19 protein-coding genes and 1 other RNA gene are annotated in these 19293 nt (G+C 64.5%); 4 read left to right on the forward strand and 16 right to left on the reverse strand.

Annotated elements, in window-relative coordinates; all coding sequences use genetic code 11:
* Positions 1–40: 40 nt before the first annotated feature.
* A complete protein-coding gene (locus CLI93_RS13570; RefSeq protein WP_095543258.1) occupies positions 41–2161 on the forward strand; it encodes an acetoacetate--CoA ligase in 2121 nt (706 codons plus the stop codon).
* A gap of 122 nt (positions 2162–2283) precedes the next feature.
* On the opposite strand, the gene CLI93_RS13575 is transcribed toward CLI93_RS13570, so the two are convergent.
* The 15 genes from CLI93_RS13575 to ruvB form a co-directional block, all read right to left on the reverse strand.
* Entirely contained in the window at positions 2284–2637 is a 354-nt protein-coding gene (locus tag CLI93_RS13575) for a hypothetical protein (protein ID WP_143326106.1), read from the reverse strand.
* 176 nt (positions 2638–2813) lie between these two features.
* Positions 2814–3254: a tetratricopeptide repeat protein gene (locus tag CLI93_RS13580; RefSeq protein WP_143326105.1), complete on the reverse strand. Its 441-nt coding sequence runs from the start codon at positions 3252–3254 to the stop codon at positions 2814–2816.
* 250 nt (positions 3255–3504) lie between these two features.
* The gene (locus CLI93_RS13585) at positions 3505–5073 is read right to left on the reverse strand and encodes a DegQ family serine endoprotease (protein ID WP_095543261.1); all 1569 of its coding nucleotides are present in this window, start codon (positions 5071–5073) and stop codon (positions 3505–3507) included.
* 356 nt (positions 5074–5429) lie between these two features.
* Entirely contained in the window at positions 5430–6212 is a 783-nt protein-coding gene (locus CLI93_RS13590; protein WP_172424341.1) for a sigma-E factor negative regulatory protein, read from the reverse strand.
* Positions 6213–6300: 88 nt separating this feature from the next.
* Positions 6301–6930, reverse strand: coding sequence for an RNA polymerase sigma factor RpoE (gene rpoE, locus CLI93_RS13595; RefSeq protein ID WP_095543263.1), 630 nt, complete (start codon positions 6928–6930; stop codon positions 6301–6303).
* Between the two features lie 109 nt (positions 6931–7039).
* A complete protein-coding gene (locus CLI93_RS13600) occupies positions 7040–7498 on the reverse strand; it encodes a hypothetical protein (RefSeq protein WP_095543264.1) in 459 nt (152 codons plus the stop codon).
* A gap of 310 nt (positions 7499–7808) precedes the next feature.
* Positions 7809–9053, reverse strand: a complete 1245-nt coding sequence (fabF, locus tag CLI93_RS13605) for a beta-ketoacyl-ACP synthase II (protein ID WP_095543265.1) — start codon at positions 9051–9053, stop codon at positions 7809–7811.
* Between the two features lie 105 nt (positions 9054–9158).
* Positions 9159–9398, reverse strand: coding sequence for an acyl carrier protein (gene acpP / locus CLI93_RS13610; protein WP_095540350.1), 240 nt, complete (start codon positions 9396–9398; stop codon positions 9159–9161).
* A 282-nt stretch (positions 9399–9680) separates the two neighbouring features.
* Entirely contained in the window at positions 9681–10421 is a 741-nt protein-coding gene (gene fabG / locus CLI93_RS13615; protein WP_095543266.1) for a 3-oxoacyl-ACP reductase FabG, read from the reverse strand.
* Entirely contained in the window at positions 10418–11377 is a 960-nt protein-coding gene (fabD, locus tag CLI93_RS13620) for an ACP S-malonyltransferase (RefSeq protein ID WP_095543267.1), read from the reverse strand. Before fabD ends, fabG begins: the two co-directional genes overlap by 4 nt.
* A gap of 85 nt (positions 11378–11462) precedes the next feature.
* Positions 11463–12440 carry a beta-ketoacyl-ACP synthase III gene (locus CLI93_RS13625; RefSeq protein WP_095543268.1) on the reverse strand — a complete coding sequence of 326 codons (978 nt, stop codon included), beginning with the start codon at positions 12438–12440 and terminating at the stop codon, positions 11463–11465.
* Positions 12441–12477: 37 nt separating this feature from the next.
* On the reverse strand, positions 12478–13494 hold the full coding sequence (gene plsX / locus CLI93_RS13630) for a phosphate acyltransferase PlsX (RefSeq protein WP_275249662.1): 1017 nt from the start codon (positions 13492–13494) through the stop codon (positions 12478–12480).
* A 345-nt stretch (positions 13495–13839) separates the two neighbouring features.
* Positions 13840–14025: a 50S ribosomal protein L32 gene (rpmF, locus tag CLI93_RS13635; RefSeq protein ID WP_095540413.1), complete on the reverse strand. Its 186-nt coding sequence runs from the start codon at positions 14023–14025 to the stop codon at positions 13840–13842.
* Between the two features lie 230 nt (positions 14026–14255).
* On the reverse strand, positions 14256–14855 hold the full coding sequence (locus CLI93_RS13640; RefSeq protein WP_095543270.1) for a YceD family protein: 600 nt from the start codon (positions 14853–14855) through the stop codon (positions 14256–14258).
* A gap of 68 nt (positions 14856–14923) precedes the next feature.
* A complete protein-coding gene (ruvB, locus tag CLI93_RS13645; RefSeq protein ID WP_095543271.1) occupies positions 14924–15994 on the reverse strand; it encodes a Holliday junction branch migration DNA helicase RuvB in 1071 nt (356 codons plus the stop codon).
* A 124-nt stretch (positions 15995–16118) separates the two neighbouring features.
* Here ruvB and rnpB point away from each other — a divergent pair.
* Positions 16119–16453: RNase P RNA component class A (gene rnpB / locus CLI93_RS13650), an RNA gene on the forward strand.
* Between the two features lie 18 nt (positions 16454–16471).
* Here the strand turns inward: rnpB and CLI93_RS13655 are convergent.
* Positions 16472–16942 carry a Crp/Fnr family transcriptional regulator gene (locus CLI93_RS13655; RefSeq protein ID WP_095543272.1) on the reverse strand — a complete coding sequence of 157 codons (471 nt, stop codon included), beginning with the start codon at positions 16940–16942 and terminating at the stop codon, positions 16472–16474.
* A gap of 306 nt (positions 16943–17248) precedes the next feature.
* Between CLI93_RS13655 and CLI93_RS13660 the strand changes: the two genes are divergently transcribed.
* Both CLI93_RS13660 and CLI93_RS13665 read left to right on the forward strand, forming a co-directional pair.
* Entirely contained in the window at positions 17249–18496 is a 1248-nt protein-coding gene (locus CLI93_RS13660; protein ID WP_238945903.1) for a PQQ-dependent sugar dehydrogenase, read from the forward strand.
* A gap of 41 nt (positions 18497–18537) precedes the next feature.
* On the forward strand, positions 18538–19203 hold the full coding sequence (locus CLI93_RS13665; protein ID WP_095543290.1) for an alpha/beta hydrolase: 666 nt from the start codon (positions 18538–18540) through the stop codon (positions 19201–19203).
* Positions 19204–19293 lie beyond the last annotated feature (90 nt).

Below are 19293 nucleotides of genomic sequence, written 5' to 3' on the forward strand. Positions count from 1 at the left end.
CGACGGCCGCGCCGCGACACAGCCGCTACGCTGCGCGGCCATGAGCCATACCACCCCATCCTCTGCCCCCGACACTGCCCCTTACGTGCCCGAGCTGCGCCGCTACCAAGCCTGGCTGGCGCAGCGCCACGGCCTGCACTTTGACGACTACGACGCGCTGTGGCGCTGGTCCACCAGCGAGCTCGAAGCCTTCTGGCAAAGCATCTGGGACTACTTCGACGTGCAATCGCCCACGCCGCACCAGCGGGTGCTGGCCGAGAACGTCATGCCCGGCGCGCGCTGGTTCGAAGGCGCGCAGGTCAACATGGTGCAGCAGATGCTGCGCCACGTGCAGCCAGCCCACGCCGCCGGGCTGCCGGCCATCATTGCCGACAACGAGCTGGGCCAGGTCACCACACTGAGCTGGCCCGAGCTGCGCCGCCAGGTGGCGGCGCTGGCGCTGCACATGCAGGCGCTGGGCGTTCAGCCGGGCGACCGCGTGGCCGCCTACCTGCCCAACATCGCGCAAACCATCATCGCCTTCATGGCCACGGCCAGCATTGGCGCCGTCTGGAGCGTGTGCGCGCCGGACATGGGCATCAACGCCGTGCTGGACCGCTTTCGGCAGATCGAGCCCGTGCTGCTGCTGACTGTGGACGGCGTGGTCTACGGCGGCAAACAGCTCGAACGCCAGCAGATCAGCGAGCAACTGCGCGCCGCGCTGCCCAGCGTGCGCCACGCCATCGTCGTGGGCAACCTCGATGCCGACGTGCAATGGGCGGGCTATGCCAACTTCGCCGAGCTCACCGCGCGCGACGATGCAGCCGTGCGCGACTTTGCGCCGCGCTGGCTGCCCTTCGACCACCCGCTGTGGATCGTCTACTCCAGCGGCACCACCGGCCTGCCCAAACCCATCGTGCATGGCCACGGCGGCATGATGCTGGTGCAGCTGCAATTGGGCGCGCTGCACAACGACCTGGGCTGCAGCTACGCGCCCAACAGCTTTGGCGAGCGCTACCACTGGTACAGCTCCACCGGCTGGGTGATGTGGAACGCCCAGGTCGCCGGGCTGCTGCGCGGCACCACATTGGTGATCTACGACGGCAGCCCCAGCGGCCCGCGCGAGCAACCGGACATGGGCGTGCTCTGGCGCTTTGCCGCGCGCCACCAGGTCACCTTCTTCGGCGTTGGCGCGGCCTTCTACGGCCTGTGCGCCAAGGCCGGCCTGAAGCCGCAGCAATGCGGCGACCTGCGCCGCATCCGCGCCCTGGGCAGCACCGGCTCGCCGCTGAGCGAGGAGGTGCAGAACTGGGGCACCGCCTTCATGCGCGAGGCCGGCGTAGCCGGCGAGAACGGCCAAGGCATCTGGTGGTGCAACGTCTCAGGCGGCACCGACTTTGCCGGCGCCTTCCTGGGCAGCCACCGCGACCTGCCGCAAACCCCAGGCCGGCTGCAATGTCGCATGCTGGGCGCAGCGGTGCAGGCCTGGGACGAAGCCGGCCAGGCCGTCATCGACCAGGTTGGCGAGCTGGTCTGCACCCAGCCCATCCCCTCCATGCCGCTGTACCTGTGGAACGACGCCGACGGCAGCCGCTACCACCACAGCTACTTCGACACCTACCCCGCCGGCAAGGGCCGCAACCCCCACGGCGGCGACCTGCCGCCACAGGCCGGCTCCGTCTGGCGCCACGGCGACTGGATCAGCATCGGCGCCGATGGCAGCTGCGTCATCTACGGCCGCTCCGATGCCACCATCAACCGCCACGGCCTGCGCATGGGCACCAGCGAGCTCTACAGCGCCGTCGAAGCCCTGCCCGAAGTGCTGGACTCGCTGGTCGTCGACCTCGAATACCTGGGTCGACCCAGCCACATGCCACTGTTCGTCGTGCTGCGCCCCGGCCTGGAGCTGGACGAAGCGCTGCGCCAACGCATCGCCCAGGCCATCCGCCAAGCCCTTTCACCGCGCTTCGTGCCCGACGCCATCGTGCAGGTGGCGCAAGTGCCGCGCACCCTCAGCGGCAAAAAACAGGAACTGCCCATCAAAAAACTGCTGCTGGGCCAGCCAGCCGAAAAAGTCATCCACCGCGAAGCCATGGCCAACCCGGAATGCCTGGACTGGTACCTGGCCTACGCTCAACAACATTGCCAAACCCAGGCCGCGCAGCAGTCGCCACAGACCTGAGGCCGCACCCGGCCACCCCCAGTGGCACAGCATCACAGCGACGCAAGGCGGCGCGGTCAGCAAAGCCCAGCCGCCCAAACAAAAGCCCAGCTTTGATTGAAGCTGGGCTTTTTAGGGTCTGCTCACCAAACGTCTTCGTTGTACTGGTCATAAATGACCACGCCCGGATAGTTTTCGCGCACGAATTCTCCGATCTGGATGATCTCGTCGGTAAAACGACGATCCGGATCATCGCCAAAACCAATGGCCAACTCCTTGTTGTAGGAGAGAAAGTTCTCGGGCAAGGCGGCTTTCTTCTTCAGGATTTTTTGCAGCGCCCCCAGGCTGAGCGTCATCGAGTCCTGCTCGCGAATTTCAAACTCCACCCGCCAGCCCTCTTTTTCCAGCACCACCAACGTCACATCCGGAAAATCCAGCTGCTCGGTGCAAACGGCGTATTGCCCGATCCACGGAAACTTCTGCTCCAGGTCATGCATGAGCGAGTCATTGTCGATGCAATCCGATGGATCGTACAAAAGGGCGAAAAGATTGAACATGGCGGATCAAGACGGGACATCATCAAACCATCGCTGCCGCTTCAATGGGAGCGCTCAATTCATACACTCAAATGACACCTGGACGCAAAACCAAGAGTCAACCAGCATGCACAAATTCACGAATCAGCCAAAGAGAGAAATTGCTTTACCAAAGGGTAAGAGCGGACCAGCTCCAGCTCGGCAGCATCACTTACCGGCTCGAATCTCTCTATCTTATAAGCCGCACAAGTCCAATATTTTGCCAAATCAGGATTCAAAGGCAATCCAAACCGCCCCAGCTCATAGCAACGGGAAATATAAAGGCATGCACTTGTCTGAAATCTATCGGCAGCCAACCTGATCAGCAACATACCAAGAGCCGGCTCAGCTTCGACCAACTCCTCTCCTTCGATCAACATGCTGCCCGCATTCCACAAGGACTCAACATATCCAGCGCATGCAGCTTTCAAATAGTATTTCATCGCCAATCTATTATCTATTGTCCCAAATCCTCCATTCGCAAAACAAACACCCTTATGGTTATATTTCCACAAAGCCTCGATCTCTTTATTAAACATAAATCAAACACTCGAACAAAATTCATTTATCTACCAGAACATCCCGCCACAACAAGAATTGAGTTGCATTGCGACAATTGACGGCCATGAATTTGGGGCACGGATTTTCAGTCCACCATGCCTTCGTACAGGTGTCAAGCTCGTAGGCCATGGCGCAAGGCTTCGCAGAACAAAAAAGCGCACGTCCCATGGCCGGGAAGTGCGCTTTTTGCGTCAGCCGCCCGCCGTTGGGCGGCTGCTGGTGTGGGCTTCAGCCCTGTGGGCGGATGAGCACGTATTGAGCCCAGTCATCACGGCGGATGAGCACGCTGATGGGGCGCTTGGCATCGGCCTTGCGCAGTGCGGCATCAAAGTCCTGGCGGTTGAGCACTTCGGTCTGGCCGATGGCCAGCACCACATCGCCCACCTCGATGCCGGCTTGTGCGGCAGCGCCGCTGACGGCGCTGATGCGCACGCCGCCGCGCACGCCGAGGTTTTTCTTCTCAGCCTCGCTCAAGTCCTGGGCGGCCAGGCCAAAAGCGTTGGCCTTGGCCTGTTCTTGCTGCGATGCGCCGCCGCTGCGCGGGCTGCCCGCTTCGTTGGCGCTGGCAGGGGTTTCGCCCACGGTGATGGCCAGCTGCTGGGTCTTGCCGTGGCGGAAGATTTGCAGCGTGCTTTGGCTGCCGGGGGCGGTGCTGCCGACCAGGCGCGGCAGGTCGGAGACGCTGTCAATGGCTTTGCCGTTGAAGTGGGTGATGATGTCGCCGGCCTGCAGGCCAGCGCTGGCCGCTGGCGAGTCGGGCTCCACGGCCGAGACCAGGGCACCGGCGTTGCGCCGCTCCAGCCCGAGGGATTCGGCCACCTCGGCGCTGACCGGGCCAATGCGCACGCCGATGCGCCCGCGCACAACGCGGCCGTTGCCTTTGAGCTGCTCGCTCACCTGCATGGCCTCGTCGATGGGGATGGCAAAGGAGATGCCCATGAAGCCGCCCGAGCGCGAGTAGATCTGGCTGTTGATGCCCACGACTTCGCCGCGCATGTTCAGCAGCGGCCCGCCGGAGTTGCCGGGGTTGACGGCCACGTCGGTCTGGATGAAGGGCAGGTAGCTGCCGGTGTCGCGCTGCTTGGCGCTGACGATGCCGGCGGTGACGCTGTTTTCCAGCCCGAAGGGCGAGCCAATGGCCATGACCCACTCGCCGACTTTGAGCTGCTCAACGTTGCCAATGCGCACTGTAGGCAGGTTGTGCGCTTCGATCTTGATCAGGGCCACGTCGGTGCGCTCATCGGAGCCTATGACCTTGGCCTTGAATTCGCGTTGGTCGGTGAGGGTGACGATGACATCTTCCGAGCCCTCCACAACGTGGTGATTGGTGAGGATGTAGCCATCGCCGCTGATGATGAAGCCCGAGCCAACACCGTTGGGCACGGTCCTTGATTCGGGTTCGCCGCCGCGTGGGCCGCGGCGCTGGGGCGGCATGCCAGGCACGGGCAGGCCGAACTGGCGGAAGAATTCCATCATGTCTTCGTCCATGCCGGGCAGGCCGCCACGCAGGCCGCGCATTGGCACGCGGGCAGTGGTGCGAATATTGACCACCGAGGGCCCCACGCGCTCGACCAGCTGTGTGAAATCGGGCAGGCCGCTGACCACGGGTGCGGGCATGGCGATCGCTGGCGCGGCCAGTTGCTCGGCCCGGCTGGGGCTGGTGTGCAGCGCCAAAGCGCCGCTGGCTGCCAGCAGCAGCGTTGCCACGGCGCCAGCCACGCGGTGCGCACGGCGCTGCGGCGGTACTGCGGCCTGGGCGGCGGAGGTAGTGGAAACGGTGTGATGGGAGTGGTGCATGGTGGATTCGACCTCTTGTGGTGCTGCAGGAAAAAATCCGGGGCCAGCCTTTGATGGATTACCTGGCCCTGCGGCCATGTCTGTGAAGCTGCCCAGGGCATTTGGTTCCAGCCGGCGGGTGAAAAAAGTGCGGCGCTGGGGTGCAGAGAAAAACTGAAAGCGGCCACGGAGCTCCGGCGAAACACAAAAGCCTGCCCTCACTGTTGACATGCACGCCGCACGCAATCACTCCGCACACGAGCTTGCAGCGTACAAAAGAGTAGGCCCGGCGCATGCCGGGCCTGTCGAGCTTCACAGGGGCTTACTAAACACGTTGCCGAGAAATGAACGCACAGCCCCATTGGCGCCTGTTCACCCTATGGCTTACTTCGCCCCGCCAAGCTGGCATTGCGCAGAAACGGGGCCGGCTGTTGCAGCGCCTGGGGGGTATTGGCGTAGTGGCGATTGAGCAGTTCGTCGAGTTGCGGATCGCGGATCAGCACACCTTGATCCAGCGCTGACGGCGCAGCCCCAATGGCGCCAGCAGTGACGGTGGTCAACGAGCTGGCTGGCGCGGCCTCTTGGCGTTGCGCCGGCGCACTGGCCAGTTGCTGACCGCCTTGGCCTGGGCCGGAAAGCAGCGAAAAGCCATGCCAGCCCATGGCGGCCACGGCCGCCACCGAGGCCAGGCCAGCAGCGACTTTCCAGCGCAGCACGGCGGCATTGGCGGCCTCTTGCGGCGCTTCGTCCGCAGTGGGCTGCAGCGCCTGGATACCAGGCTGCCCGGGCACGACAGCCTGAGATGCCTGCTGCGCTGCAGCGCGCGTCAAGGCCTCAGGGGTCTGCTCGGCCAAGCGCACTCGCAGACGCTGCAAAAAGACCGCCGCATCACTGGCAGGCGCTGCTGGCTCGGCCGGCCTGCGCAGGCATTGGCCGATGAGCTGGTATTGCTGCCAAGCCAGCAAGGGCTCGGGCAAGCCGCTATCGCCATGCGTGCGGCACTGGGCATCAATGTGCTGCATGAGCTGGTTGCACTGCTGGGCCTGCAGCTCACCATCGGCCAGCGCCGAGAGCCATTCACGCACTGTCTCTGGCGCAGCGCTGGCAGGCTGTGCGCCACCGTTCGCAGCGCGGGTAGGAGAAGGGCTAGGGGCAGTCATGGGCATTACCTGCTGGAGAGGACAAAGGCATTGATTGGGTTTTGAGGCGCTTTGGTTTGGAGCAAATGGGGCAAGGCGCTGCGGAGTGCTACCAGCGCTTGCCGCTGCGGTTTTCCAGCAATGGCTTGACTTTGCTGGCAATGGCTTCACGGGCGCGGAAGATGCGCGAACGCACGGTGCCAATGGGGCAGTTCATGGCCTGTGCGATGTCCTCATAGCTCAGGCCGTCGATTTCGCGCAGTGTGATGGCCTGACGCAAATCGTCGGACAGACCTTCCATGGCTGCATTGACGGCCGCCGCAACTTCCTTGGCGGCCATGATGGTTTCGGGCGTCTCCGCAGTGCTTGGTTCCCACAGCGGCGCAGAAGTTTCCTCTTCATCATCGCGCTGACGCAGCGCGCTTTCACTGATGGCCGGATTGCGTCGCTGATCGGCCAGGGCTTTCTTGGCGGTGTTGATGGCAATGCGGTACAGCCAGGTGTAGAACTGAGCATCGCCGCGAAATTGGTGCAGCGCACGGTAGGCGCGGATGAAGGTTTCCTGGGCAATGTCTTCGATCAGCCCAGGGTCACGCACCATGCGGCCGATGAGCCGTTCGATGCGACGCTGGTATTTGAGCACCAGCAACTCAAAACTGCGTTGATCGCCAGCCAGGGTGCGCTCGACCAGTTGCCAATCGCTGGAGGCTTCACGGGGTGCCGGGGGCGTGTCTGTCATGAGGGATGAAAAAGAAAACGGGCGCCTGCCGGGCATGGAGAGCATGTTGCTCAATGTCTCATCGCAAGCTTACGGGCGATCTGCTGCGATGCGCCAGGCGCCAGGAAGTTCAGTGCCTGGCCCCAGAGTAAGGGCGCAGGCGCTGCCAATGGTATAGCGTGCGCCGCACATCGCCCCACAGCGCAGGAGCCTGCGCCTGCTCGATCCATAACCAGCGAGGCGCAGCGCTGCCATCTGGTCTGCCTGGGGCCTGTAGCCATGCGGCGTTGCCTTGCCGCAGAAGCATGAAGTGCTGCCCATCCCAAACGATTTCAAGATCCAGCCCAGCCTGCGCATCAGCGGCGCTGGCCGAGCCGCCAGACTCAAGAATTTGCTGTTGACCTGCGGCCCAATGCCATGCCGCGCCATCCCAAAGCAGCATGCCTTGCGCACTGCGCAGCCAGTGCCGCCAGGCCAGGACGCTGCAGGCCAGCGAGGCTGCCATCAGCAACAGGCCAATCGCCAAAGCCTGTGGCCGGCCCTGCCAGCCAGCGTACAGGCTCCAGAGCAGCGGTGGCAGCAAGGCCATACTACAGGCGACCAAGACGAAGAACCCCGCCCTCGCGCTGCGGGTGACGGGGTAATGAAGGCTGTGAGGGGCGTAGCGCATGGGGGATGGCCTATCCACACCACACAGACCACGGTCACCACGCAGACGCGCGGTACCTGCTGAGTCTTAAAGCCTGTTCAAAGTCTCGGCGTGAGTGGGCAATAAGTGGTTTGGGAGGAGCTGCAAGGCACAAGACGCAGCCATAGCTGTGGCTATGGCAAGGCTTTGAATGCTGCAGACCGCCCCAATCCGCTTGGCAAACTACCGAGCAAAGACTTTGGGCCTGCTCTTAGACCCGCTTGAACACCAAGGTGCCATTGGTGCCGCCAAAACCGAAGTTGTTCTTGACGGCCACATTCAGCTTGGCATCCCGCGCAGTATTGGCGCAGTAGTCCAGATCGCACTCGGGATCGGGGTTGTGCAAGTTGATGGTGGGCGGGATTTTCTGATCGTGCAGCGCCATCACGGTAAAAACGCTCTCCAGCCCCCCGGCGCCGCCGAGCAAATGGCCTGTCATGGACTTGGTGGAGCTGACCACGAGCTTGTGCGCATGGTCGCCGAAGGCCGCCTTGATGGCATTGCTCTCATTGACATCACCCAGGGGCGTGGAGGTGCCATGGGCATTGAGGTAGTCCACCTCGTCGAGGTTGACGCCGGCGTTGCGCAAGGCATTGAGCATGGCTCGGCGCGGCCCATCGATGTTAGGGGCGGTGATGTGGCTGGCGTCGGCGCTCATGCCAAAGCCGGCCACTTCGGCATAGATGCGCGCGCCGCGCGCCTTGGCATGCTCGTACTCTTCCAGCACCAGAATGCCTGCGCCTTCGCCCAGCACGAAGCCATCGCGATCCTTGTCCCAGGGCCGTGAAGCAGCCTGCGGATCGTCATTGCGCGTGGACAGCGCCTTCATCGCGGCAAAACCGCCAATGCCCAGCGGGCAAACGGTGGACTCCGCGCCACCAGCCAGCATCACGTCCGCGTCGCCATACTCGATCAGTCGGGCCGCATCGCCAATGCAGTGCAGGCCCGTGGTGCAGGCCGTGACCAGCGACAGGTTCGGGCCCTTGAGACCGAGCCGGATGGAAACCTGACCCGCCACCAGATTGATGATGGTGGAGGGCACGAAGAATGGAGAAATGCGTCGCGCCCCACGGGTCATGAAGTCGCCGTGGTTGGCCTCGATCAGCGGCAAGCCGCCGATGCCCGAGCCAATGACGGCCCCGAAGCGCTCGGCCTGCGCATCGCTGAGCGCTTCGCCCACTGGCAAGCCCGCATCGGCATAGGCCTGGTGTGCTGCCACGATGCCGTAATGGATAAAGGTATCCATCGTGCGGGCTTCTTTGGCATTGATGTAGGGGCTGATGTCCAGATCGCGAACTTCCCCGGCGATTTTGGCGGCGAAGTCCGACACGTCGAACTTGGTGATGGGGCCGATGCCCGATTTGCCGGCCAGGATATTGGCCCACGCTTGCGGGACCGTGTTGCCCACCGGGCTGACACAGCCCAGCCCAGTGACAACGACTCTGCGTCGACTCATGCGGTGAGATCCTTCAACGGTGTAAGCGCAACCCTGCCCGCGTCAAGCCAAAGAAAAGGCGCCCGGGCAGGCGGCGCGCTGTGCTTGCCAAGCGAAAAGCCCGGATCAGGCCTTGTGGTGGGAATTGGCGTAGTCGATGGCGGCTTGAACGGTGGTGATCTTCTCAGCGTCCTCGTCCGGAATCTCGATTTCGAACTCGTCTTCCAGCGCCATGACCAATTCCACGGTGTCCAGAGAATCAGCGCCCAGATCTGTCACGAAGGACTTCTCATTGGTCACCTGGGACTCTTCAACGCCCAGCTGCTCTGCAATGATTTTCTTAACGCGTGCTTCGATATCGCTCATGTATGGTCCCTTGAGGGTAGTCAATGTGAACCCGGAATTTTAGTCGTTCCCACATCGGCTGCAGAAAAAACCGGCCGCCCGGGCAATGCGGCACAAGAAAAGAAAACGACACCTCGCCAGCTTGGCGGGTATCAACACGGCCGTAATAGTACCGTAGAACCTGTTTTCGCCCCGGACGCCGCTATTAGTGGCAACCCGCTGTCACACAGCGCAAAAACACGCTAGGGAAGAGGGATCTGCGCAAACTTGCGGCCAGCGGGCCGGACGCACCACAGGGCGGCATCACATCAGCATGCCGCCGTTGACCTGCAGCTCCTGACCGGTCACATAGCCGGCGCGCGGCGAGGCCAGGTAGGCCACGGCAGCGGCGATGTCCTCGGGCGCGCCCATGCGCCCCAGCGGAATCTGGGCCTTGAGGGCTTGATGCTGGGCCTCGGGCAGGGCGGCGGTCATGTCGGTGGCAATGAAGCCCGGCGCCACGCAGTTGACGGTGATGCCACGGCTGCCCAACTCGCGCGCCAGCGCGCGGGTCATACCGGCCACGCCGGCCTTGGCGGCAGCGTAGTTGGCCTGGCCGATGTTGCCCATCGCGCCAACCACGCTGGTGATGCTGATGATGCGGCCGTAGCGCTGCTTCATCATGGGTTTGATGGCCGCGCGGCTGATGTGGAAGACGGCGTGCAAATTGGTGTCCAGCACGGCATCCCAATCCTCGTTCTTCATGCGCATGGCCAGGGTGTCGCGCGTGATGCCAGCATTGTTGACCAGCACGTGCAGCGCCCCATGCTGCTTGACGATGTCCTCGATCAGCGCCTCGCTGGCTGCGGCGTCGTTGACGTCGAGCACCGCGCCGCGGTGCTCACCTCCCAGCGCAGCGCCGATCTTCTCGGCGCCAGCGGCGCTGGTGGCGGTGCCGATGACGCGGTAGCCCTGCGCGGCCAATTCTTTGGCAATGGCTGCGCCAATGCCGCGCGAAGCCCCGGTGACCAGGGCGATTTGTCCGGTGGTGGTGTCTGTGCTCATTGCAATGCTTCCTTTGCTGTTTGCAGGCTGGCGGGGTCGCAGATGGCTGCGGCCTGCACCTGGCCGTCGGGGATGATGCGCCGCACCATGCCGGTCAATACATTGCCAGGCCCGCATTCGATGATGTGATTCAGGCCACGGCGCTGCATGGCCTGCACGCATTCGACCCAGCGCACCGGGCCAAAAGCCTGGCGGTACAGCGCATCGCGGATGGCATCGGCCTCGTGCTGCACGGCCACGTCGATGTTGTTGATGACGTCGATGCGCGGCGTCTGAATGTCCAGCTGCTGCAACGCCTCGCGCAGCTTTTCGGCTGCCGGCCGCATCAGGCTGGAATGAAACGGCGCCGACACCGGCAGTGGCAGCACCCGCTTGGCGCCGGCCTTCTTGAGCGCTGGCGCTGCCGCATCGACCCCGGCCTTGGTGCCGGCGATGACGGTCTGGTTCGGATCGTTGAAGTTCACGGCCTCGACCACATCGGCGCTGCCCTGGGCCTGCAGTTGCTGTGTGGTCTGTGCGCACACGGCCTGCACCTGCTCGGCGGCCAAGCCCAGCACAGCGGCCATGGCGCCCGCACCGACGGGCACGGCCTCCTGCATGGCTGCAGCGCGCAAGCGCACCAGCGGCGCTGCCTGGGCCAGTGTCAGCGCGCCAGCGGCCACCAGGGCCGAGTACTCGCCCAGCGAGTGGCCGGCCAATACCATTGGATCAGCACCGCCTTCGGCCTTCCAGGCGCGCCAGGCTGCGATGCCTGCCACCAGCATGACCGGCTGGGTGTTGGTGGTCAGGGCCAGGGCCTCCTTGGGGCCTTCGTGGATCAGCCGCGCCAGGTCTTCGCCCAGGGCCTCGCTGGCTTCTTGCAGGGTTTGTGCCACGGCGGGGTGATCGCCCCAGGCGTCGAGCATGCCAACGGCCTGAGAGCCTTGGCCGGGGAAAACGAAAGCGAATGCGCTCATGATCGCTCCATCAAGCTGCAAATGAATCGAGAAGGGATGACAGTGGGCGCTCTACGCCATGCTGCACGACGCAGAACGCGCTGGGTTACATCTGCACCAGCACCGAGCCCCAGGTAAAACCGCCGCCCACGCCTTCCATCAGCACGCGCTGGCCAGCCTGGATCTGCCCGGCGCGTACCCCATGATCCAGCGCCAACGGGATCGAGGCGGCCGAGGTGTTGCCGTGCTCATGCACGGTCACGACGACGCGCTCGGTGGGCACCCGCAGCTTGCGGGCCGTGCTTTGCATGATGCGGATATTGGCCTGGTGCGGCACCAGCCAGTCGATGTCGCTGAGCTGCAGGCCGGCCTTATCCAGCGTTGTGCGTGCGGTTTTTTCGAGCACGCCAACGGCCAGCTTGAAGACGGCCTGGCCGTCCATGTGCAGCAGCGGCGTGCCCAGCACCTGGCCGCCATAGACGTTGCCTGGCACACACAAAATCTCGCGATGCCGACCATCGGCATGGATGTCGCAGGCCAGCACGCCCGGCTGTTGCGAGGCCTCCAGCACCACAGCCCCAGCCCCATCGCCGAACAGCACACAGGTGGTGCGGTCGTTGAAGTCCAGAATGCGACTGAACACCTCTGCTCCGACCACCAGGGCCGTGCGGGCGCTGCCGGCACGGATCATGGCATCGGCCACGGTCAGGGCATAGATGAAGCCGCTGCACACGGCCTGCACATCAAAAGCCGGGCATCCGCTGATGCCCAGCTTGTTCTGCAAAATGCTGGCCGTCGATGGGAACACCATGTCGGGCGTAGAGGTGGCAACGATGATCAGGTCCAGCTCCTGCGCTTCTCGGCCTGCTGCCTGCAGGGCCTGCTGGGCCGCAGGCAAGGCCAGGGCACTGCTGGGCACATCGCGCTCGGCGAAGTGACGCGCCTGGATGCCAGTGCGCTCGACGATCCATTCGTCCGAGGTTTCAATGCCGCGCTGGGCCAGCTGCTCGGCCAGCTGCTGATTGGTCACCCTGTTGGGCGGCAGGTAACTGCCCGTGCCGGTAATTCTGGAGTAGGTCTGCATGACTAGGGCCTGTGGTGCGTGCGGTGCCCGCCACGGTTCAAAACAGCGTGGCGGCCTGTTGCACCCGGTGTTGGATTTTCTGCAGCAATTGGTGCTCGGCAGCGTCGATGGCCTTGCTCAAGGCGTGCTCGAATGCCAACTGGTCGGCGCTGCCGTGGCTTTTGAACACCAGGCCGCGCAGGCCCAGCAGGGCCGCGCCGTTGTGGCGCCGGTGGTCTACGCGGCGCTTGAAGGCATTGAGCACCGGCATGGCGCACAGGGCCGCCAGGCGCGTGAAGGCATTGCGCGAGAACTCCTGCTTGAGGATGGTCGAAACCATGGAAGCCAGGCCCTCGGTCGCCTTAAGCGTGACGTTGCCGACAAAGCCGTCGCAGACCACGATGTCGGTCGTCCCCTTGAAAATGTCGTTGCCTTCGACGTTGCCGTAGTAGTGGATCAGCGATTTCTGATCGGCCTCGCGCAGCAGCTCGGCCGCGCGCTTGATCATGTCATTGCCCTTGATGGCTTCGGAGCCGATGTTGAGCAGGCCCACACTGGGCTTGTCGCGCGATTTCAGCGCCATGTCCAGCGCCGAGCCCAGCACGGCAAACTGCAGCAGATGGTGCTCGGTGCAGTCCACATTGGCGCCCAGATCCAGCACAGTGGTGGCGCCACCGGTGACATTGGGCAATGGATAGGCAATGGCCGGGCGCTCGATGCCATCGAGCGTCTTGAGCACGTAGCGCGCAATGGCCATCAGCGCGCCTGTGTTGCCTGCCGAAACCGCCGCCTGGGCGCGCCCTTCCTTGACCAGCTCCAAGGCCACGCGCATGGAGGAGCGCTTCTTGTGGCGCATGGCAACCTCGACCGGGTCGTCCATGGCAACCACTTCCTCAGCATGCACCAGCTCGGCACGCGGGTGTGCGATTGCCCCAAGGGCATCGCTGCGCCCCACCAGCAGCAGGCGCAGCTGAGCATGGCGCTCCAGCAATGCCAGGCAGGCGGGTAGGGTCACGCTGGGGCCATGGTCGCCCCCCATGCAATCGACGGCGATGGTGGTTGCTTGATCAGCCAAGAGCTTGCTGTCCTTATGCGAATGCGTGGCAGGTAAGCGCCGCTGTTGGCGCCTGCTGTCAGCGTTGCGCCCAACCGCCCGCACACCGGCCAGCCCGGAAAAAGCCCAAGGGCATGGTCTGCGCTTGGGCGGGGTGGTGTCTCTGTGGCAATACGGCGGATTAGGCCGGCATCTGCGGCGCCATGGCAAAAGCCATGCGATCAAAACTGCTGCAGGCAAACAATGAAGAGGCACGAATGCTTCAACCTGGCAGCCGCTTGCCCGGCGCGGGCCGTGCGCCCAAACACAGACTAGGGTGCTGCAACGCCCCAGCCAGACACTGTGGTGGATTGGGCCTGCGCCCGATCAGACCTCTGCAGACTTGCTCTTGAGCACGCGGCGGCCACGGTAAAAGCCGTCCGGGCTGATGTGGTGGCGCAGATGCACTTCGCCGGTGGTTGGCTCAATGGCCATGCCAGGGGCCTTCAGCGCATTGTGCGAACGGTGCATGCCACGCTTGGAAGGCGACTTTTTGTTTTGTTGAACGGCCATGATCGGCTCCTGAAAAAAGACGCACGCCCCACTTGACTGGCCATTGGCAACCTTGGCGGCCAATAGGCAAAGCAGCGTGCGAGATGGATGAATGGGAAATGGCGCGGCGCAAAAAACAGCCTTAAAGGCCTGCACTTTTTGCGCAAAAGTCGGCAATTATAGGCGATGCCGCCCGGCACTGCCAAGGCGCACGGCGCTCTGCCTCAAAGGAAGGCCGGGGTCTGCCTGGATCAATCGGCTTGCTCGCCACCGTCACCACCATTGCCTGCCTGCAAGGGCCGGGTGGCCAGGTGGGCCAGCTGGGCGAATGGATTGCGCTTTTGCGCCTGAGCGGCGTCGAAGGCGGCGTCCTGGTGCACCAGCGGCGCGGGCGGCACGCAGTCCGCATGCTTGGCCACCGGGGGCAGGGCCATGAGCAAGTCGTCCTCGATCAGCGCCAGCAGATCCAGCGGGCCGCCTTCGAGCGACAGCACGTCCTCTTGCGCGTCTTCGTCCTCGACCTCGGCCTGGGCCTCGGTGGCGACGAAGCGAAACCACTGGTCGCTGCTGACGGTGATGGGCACGGGCTGCAGGCAACGCTGGCATTGCAGCAGCAAGATGGTCTGGACCTGGCAGTGCAGCCACGGCACAGCCTGGCCCCCTGCGCTGCGGCGCATGCTGGCCTGCGCCTGCCAGTGCACGCTGGCAGGCGCAGCATCGCCCAAGGATCCGTCCAGGGATTCGCGCGCCAGACGCGGGAATTCATGCAGTGCCGTCTCATGACTGATCTGGCCGCCTGCCTGGGCAAAGGCCAGCACGTCCAGCCGGCGTGGGTTGATGTTTTTTTCCATGTGTCGATGAAGAAGAAAGGCGGGGGCGCCATCGCGCTGGCTATGGCGCGGCTTGCTTTGACAGGCGCTCAACCAAACAAATCGCCGCCCTGGCGCTCGGGGGCCAGCAGGCCAAAGTGGCGGTAGGCGGCGGCCGTGGCCACCCGCCCGCGCGGCGTGCGCTGCAAAAAGCCTTGCTGGATCAGGTAGGGCTCGATCACATCTTCAATGGTGCCAGGCTCCTCGCCAATGCTGGCGGCAATGTTGTCCAGGCCGACTGGGCCACCGTCGAAGCGCTGCAGCACGGCCTCCAGCAGCTTGCGATCCATCAGGTCAAAGCCTTCCGGGTCCACGTCCAACAGGGCCAGCGCCTGGCGCGCCATGTCCAGCGTGATGCGGCCTGTGCCCTTCACGTCGGCATAGTCACGGATGCGCCGCAGCAGGCGGTTGGCAATGCGCGGCGTGCCGCGCGATCGCCGCGCCACTTCCAGGCTGGCGTCGTCGTCAATGGGCGCGTCCAGCAGGCCTGCGCTGCGGCGCACGATGAGCGCCAGCTCCTCGGGGCTATAGAACTCCAGCCGCGCCACGATGCCGAAGCGGTCGCGCAAGGGGTTGGTGAGCATGCCCGCGCGCGTGGTCGCGCCCACCAGCGTGAAGGGCTGCAGGTCGAGCTTGATGCTGCGTGCCGCTGGCCCTTCGCCGATCATGATGTCGATCTGGTAGTCCTCCAGCGCGGGGTAGAGGATTTCCTCCACCACCGGGCTGAGGCGGTGGATTTCGTCGATGAACAGCACATCGTTCTTTTCCAGACCGGTCAGCAGCGCCGCCAGATCGCGGGGCTTTTCCAGCACCGGGCCGCTGGTCTGGCGCAGGCTTACCCCCAGTTCTGTGGCGATGATGTGGCTGAGCGTGGTCTTGCCCAGGCCGGGCGGGCCAAACAACAGCACGTGGTCCAGCGCTTCGCCGCGCTTGCGCGCCGCGCCAATGAAGATGTTCAATTGCTCGCGCGCCTTGGCCTGGCCCACGTACTCCTGCAGGGCCTTGGGGCGCAACGCGCGCTCGAGCGCCTCCTCGCGGCCTGAGCGCAGCTCGGCGCTGATGAGGCGTTCGGCCCGTGGGGCGGGCCCGTCTGCGGCCCAGCTGTCGGTCTGGATGCTCATGGTGCAAAAAGAGGGAGAAAACGCCTGCGCAGGCCGGGCGGGGTTGCGCCGCCGATTCTGCCATGCCTGCCGCAGCGGGCGCAGGCGGCGCGGCCTGCGCTTCATTGCGATAATGCGCGACTGTGAAGTAGGCCAGGCCGCCGCTGATGCCAAGGTGGCAACACAGGCATTGGAGGAACGTCCGGACTGCACAGGGCAGCGTAGCAGGTAACACCTGCCCACCGTGAGGTGAGGATCAGAGCAACAGAGACGAGTCGCCCTGCAGCGCGCTGCGGGGCGGGTGAAACGGGCAATCTCTACGCGCAGCAATACCAAATAGGCATGCGATGAACTGGCTCCGGCGAGCATGCGGGTAGGTAGCACCGAGCTGGCAGGGCGACCGCCAGCCCAGATTAATGGCGGCCACGCGGCCATGCACATGGCCGTGCACAGAATCCGGCGTATCGGCCTGCTTCACACTTTTTTCTTCGGGCCTGCTCACGCAATGGCGCGGCGGCGGCGCGCATCGCGGCTGCGGCGCGCCAGCGTGGCCGAGGCCAGTTGCACTACGTCCAACGCCACGCTGGGGTGGCGTTGGTACAGCTCGGTGAACTTCAGGCGCGAGAGCTGCCAGGCGCGCCCGGCAGTAGCCACCTGCGCCGAAGCCTGGCGCGGCATATTGCCCAGGAAGCTGGCCTCGCCAAACACTGTGCCTGAGGACACCAGCGCCACGCGCAGCGTGCCTTTTTCGTTTTCGTAGTGGATGGTCACACGCCCGCTTTCGAGGAAGTACAGGCTGCGCTCGTCGCGGTAGCGCTGAAACAGCGTCTCGCCCTCCATCAGGTTTGTGGGCGTGAGAAAACCAGCCAGAAGTTCCCAATGATTTGCTGCCAGGGGCTTGCCGATGGCCTCGGGGTCCAGTGGCGCGGCAAAGGCCGCAGCCAAATCTGCCAGGCGCATGTTGCTCATATCGTCAATCCTTAGAACCTGTTCATATCGTTGCCCACTGCGCGCAAGATTATGTGGGCAAAGCCCGGCGCAGGCCTCATGGGGTTTTGCCGGGCGGCACAGCACGCTGCGTTAGGATTGCCGCCTTTTCGTTCTCCACGTCCTTGGCAGATGCGTGCTGCGTGCATACGCCGATCGCCATGCCAAGGGCGGCACAGTATGCAGGATCAGCACTTGAATGCCCGGCCGCAACGGGCCTCCTCTTTTCCTGGCCAGGCCCCCCTGCGCCAGCTGACACAAACAGCGTGCCGCATCACATGGGCCAGCTTGCTCTGCAGCGGCGCGGCTGGCACTGCGCTGGCCCAAAGCGCATCGACCTGGGACGTCAATCGGGCCGAGCCGCTGGTGCTGACCGAAATCGCCTTCGGCCTGGAACAACCTTGGGCCATGGCCTTTCTGCCAAGCGGCGATTTCCTGGTCACCGAACGCGAGGGCACGATGCGCGTGGTGCAGGCCAATGGCCGCATCGGCCACCCCATTGCTGGCGTGCCGCCCGTGGCCGCGCAAGGCCAAGGCGGTTTGCTGGATGTGGTGCTGGACCGGCAGTTTGCACAGAACCGCAGACTGTTTTTCTGTTTCTCCGAGCCTGACCCCAGCAATGCCAGCCGCAGCAGTACGGCGCTGGCCTCGGCCAGGCTCAACGAACGCCACACCCGCCTGGAGAATGTGCAGGTCATCTTCCACCAAATGCCGCGCGTGCGCAGCGACGCCCACTTTGGCTGCCGCATCGCCCAGGCGCAAGACGGCTCACTGTTCCTGGCCCTGGGCGAGCGCTCCATCGCGCGCGAGCAGGCCCAGCGCACCAGTAATCACCTGGGCTCCATCGTGCGCCTGCAGCCCGATGGCAAGCCCTTTGCCGACAACCCCTTGGCCAGCACCAAGGGCAAAGGCCTGCCCGAAACCTGGAGCTGGGGGCACCGCAACCCGCAAGGGCTCACCATCACCCCTGATGGCGAGCTGTGGGCGCATGAGCATGGCCCGCAAGGCGGTGACGAGTTCAACCACATCCGCGGCGGCGCCAACTACGGCTGGCCGCTGGTGACCTATGGCCGCGCCCAAGGCGCTGGCCCGCGCGCCGGCCAGCCACGCAAAAATGCTGCGCTGGAGGCGCCCGTGCATTACTGGGGCCGAGCCATCGCGCCCTCGGGCCTGACCTATCTGGACAGCAGCCGCTACGGCGCCCAATGGCAGGGCAGCTTCTTCGTCGGCTCGCTGCGTCATGGCGCGCTGGTGCGCTTGAAAGTGGCGGACGACACAGTGCAGCAGGAATCCTGGCACCGCATTGCCGAAGGCGAGCAGGTGCGCGACGTGCGCCAGGGCCCGGACGGGCTGCTCTACGTGCTGACCGACCGCCCTGATGGCCGCCTGCTGCGCGTGGAGCCCCCCAAGGCGCCTGAGCCCGAGCAGGCCGCCAGCTCGGCCCACCCCCCTGCCGTACCCCAGCCTTCCTCTGGCGAATTCGAGCCGGTGCAAATCACCACCACCCCGCCTGTCGCCCCTCAAGCTGCTCCATGATGGCTGCGCAGGCCGCAGCCACATCACCACCATCAGCCGCCGTGAACGCACAAACCGAACGAATCACCCTCAGCGGCGCTGCCGGCGCCATCGAAGCCCTCAAAGACTACGCCCAGTTGCCGGACGGCGCGGCCAAAGCCGGCAGCGCCATCATCACCCACCCGCACCCGTTGTTTGCCGGCACGATGAACAACAAGGTGGTGCAGACCCTGGCGCGCGCCATGGTGGCCACCGGCTGGGATGCCTATCGCTTCAACTTCCGCGGCGTGGGCCAATCCGAAGGCGTGTACGACGAGGGCCGGGGCGAAGCGCAGGATCTGCTGCAGGTCATCGAGCAAGTGGCGCCGCAAGGGCCGCTGGTGCTGGCGGGCTTTTCGTTCGGCACCTACGTCATCAGCCAGGTGCTGGCACAACTGCAGGCCAGCGGCCGCATCGAGGCTGTGGTGCTGGTAGGCACCGCCGCCAGCCGCTTTGCCGTAGCCCCCATCCCCCAGCCCCTGCACGTGCGCAGCCTGGTGGTGCATGGCGAGCAGGACGACACCGTGCCCATCGGCCCCGTGCTGGACTGGGCGCGGGAACAATCGCTGCCGCTGACGGTCATCCCCGGCGGCGAACACTTCTTCCATGGCCGCCAGGTGCAGCTCAAGGAGCTGGTGGTGCGCCACATGTTGGCCGTGCGGCAGATGCCCCCGCCCGCGCAGCCATGACCTTCCACATCCCGGCCTACCGCCCCGGCCAGCAGCCACCATTCAGCCCGGGCCGCACGCCATTTGCCTTTTACCGAACACCGTGACCAT

The organism is Vandammella animalimorsus, assembly GCF_002288875.1.
Lineage (GTDB): Bacteria > Pseudomonadota > Gammaproteobacteria > Burkholderiales > Burkholderiaceae_C > Lampropedia > Lampropedia animalimorsus.

What these genes read in the sequence shown, in the direction of transcription:
- CLI93_RS13580 (WP_143326105.1), bottom strand. Translation starts at nt 3,254, where the DNA reads ATGTTTAATAAAGAGATCGAGGCTTTGTGGAAATATAACCATAAGGGT.
- CLI93_RS13655 (WP_095543272.1), bottom strand. Translation starts at nt 16,942, where the DNA reads ATGAGCAACATGCGCCTGGCAGATTTGGCTGCGGCCTTTGCCGCGCCA.
- fabF (WP_095543265.1), bottom strand. Translation starts at nt 9,053, where the DNA reads ATGAGTCGACGCAGAGTCGTTGTCACTGGGCTGGGCTGTGTCAGCCCG.
- rpmF (WP_095540413.1), bottom strand. Translation starts at nt 14,025, where the DNA reads ATGGCCGTTCAACAAAACAAAAAGTCGCCTTCCAAGCGTGGCATGCAC.
- rpoE (WP_095543263.1), bottom strand. Translation starts at nt 6,930, where the DNA reads ATGACAGACACGCCCCCGGCACCCCGTGAAGCCTCCAGCGATTGGCAA.
- fabG (WP_095543266.1), bottom strand. Translation starts at nt 10,421, where the DNA reads ATGAGCACAGACACCACCACCGGACAAATCGCCCTGGTCACCGGGGCT.
- CLI93_RS13590 (WP_172424341.1), bottom strand. Translation starts at nt 6,212, where the DNA reads ATGACTGCCCCTAGCCCTTCTCCTACCCGCGCTGCGAACGGTGGCGCA.
- CLI93_RS13585 (WP_095543261.1), bottom strand. Translation starts at nt 5,073, where the DNA reads ATGCACCACTCCCATCACACCGTTTCCACTACCTCCGCCGCCCAGGCC.
- acpP (WP_095540350.1), bottom strand. Translation starts at nt 9,398, where the DNA reads ATGAGCGATATCGAAGCACGCGTTAAGAAAATCATTGCAGAGCAGCTG.
- CLI93_RS13640 (WP_095543270.1), bottom strand. Translation starts at nt 14,855, where the DNA reads ATGGAAAAAAACATCAACCCACGCCGGCTGGACGTGCTGGCCTTTGCC.
- CLI93_RS13575 (WP_143326106.1), bottom strand. Translation starts at nt 2,637, where the DNA reads ATGCATGACCTGGAGCAGAAGTTTCCGTGGATCGGGCAATACGCCGTT.
- CLI93_RS13570 (WP_095543258.1), top strand. Translation starts at nt 41, where the DNA reads ATGAGCCATACCACCCCATCCTCTGCCCCCGACACTGCCCCTTACGTG.
- ruvB (WP_095543271.1), bottom strand. Translation starts at nt 15,994, where the DNA reads ATGAGCATCCAGACCGACAGCTGGGCCGCAGACGGGCCCGCCCCACGG.
- fabD (WP_095543267.1), bottom strand. Translation starts at nt 11,377, where the DNA reads ATGAGCGCATTCGCTTTCGTTTTCCCCGGCCAAGGCTCTCAGGCCGTT.
- CLI93_RS13600 (WP_095543264.1), bottom strand. Translation starts at nt 7,498, where the DNA reads ATGGCCTTGCTGCCACCGCTGCTCTGGAGCCTGTACGCTGGCTGGCAG.
- CLI93_RS13625 (WP_095543268.1), bottom strand. Translation starts at nt 12,440, where the DNA reads ATGCAGACCTACTCCAGAATTACCGGCACGGGCAGTTACCTGCCGCCC.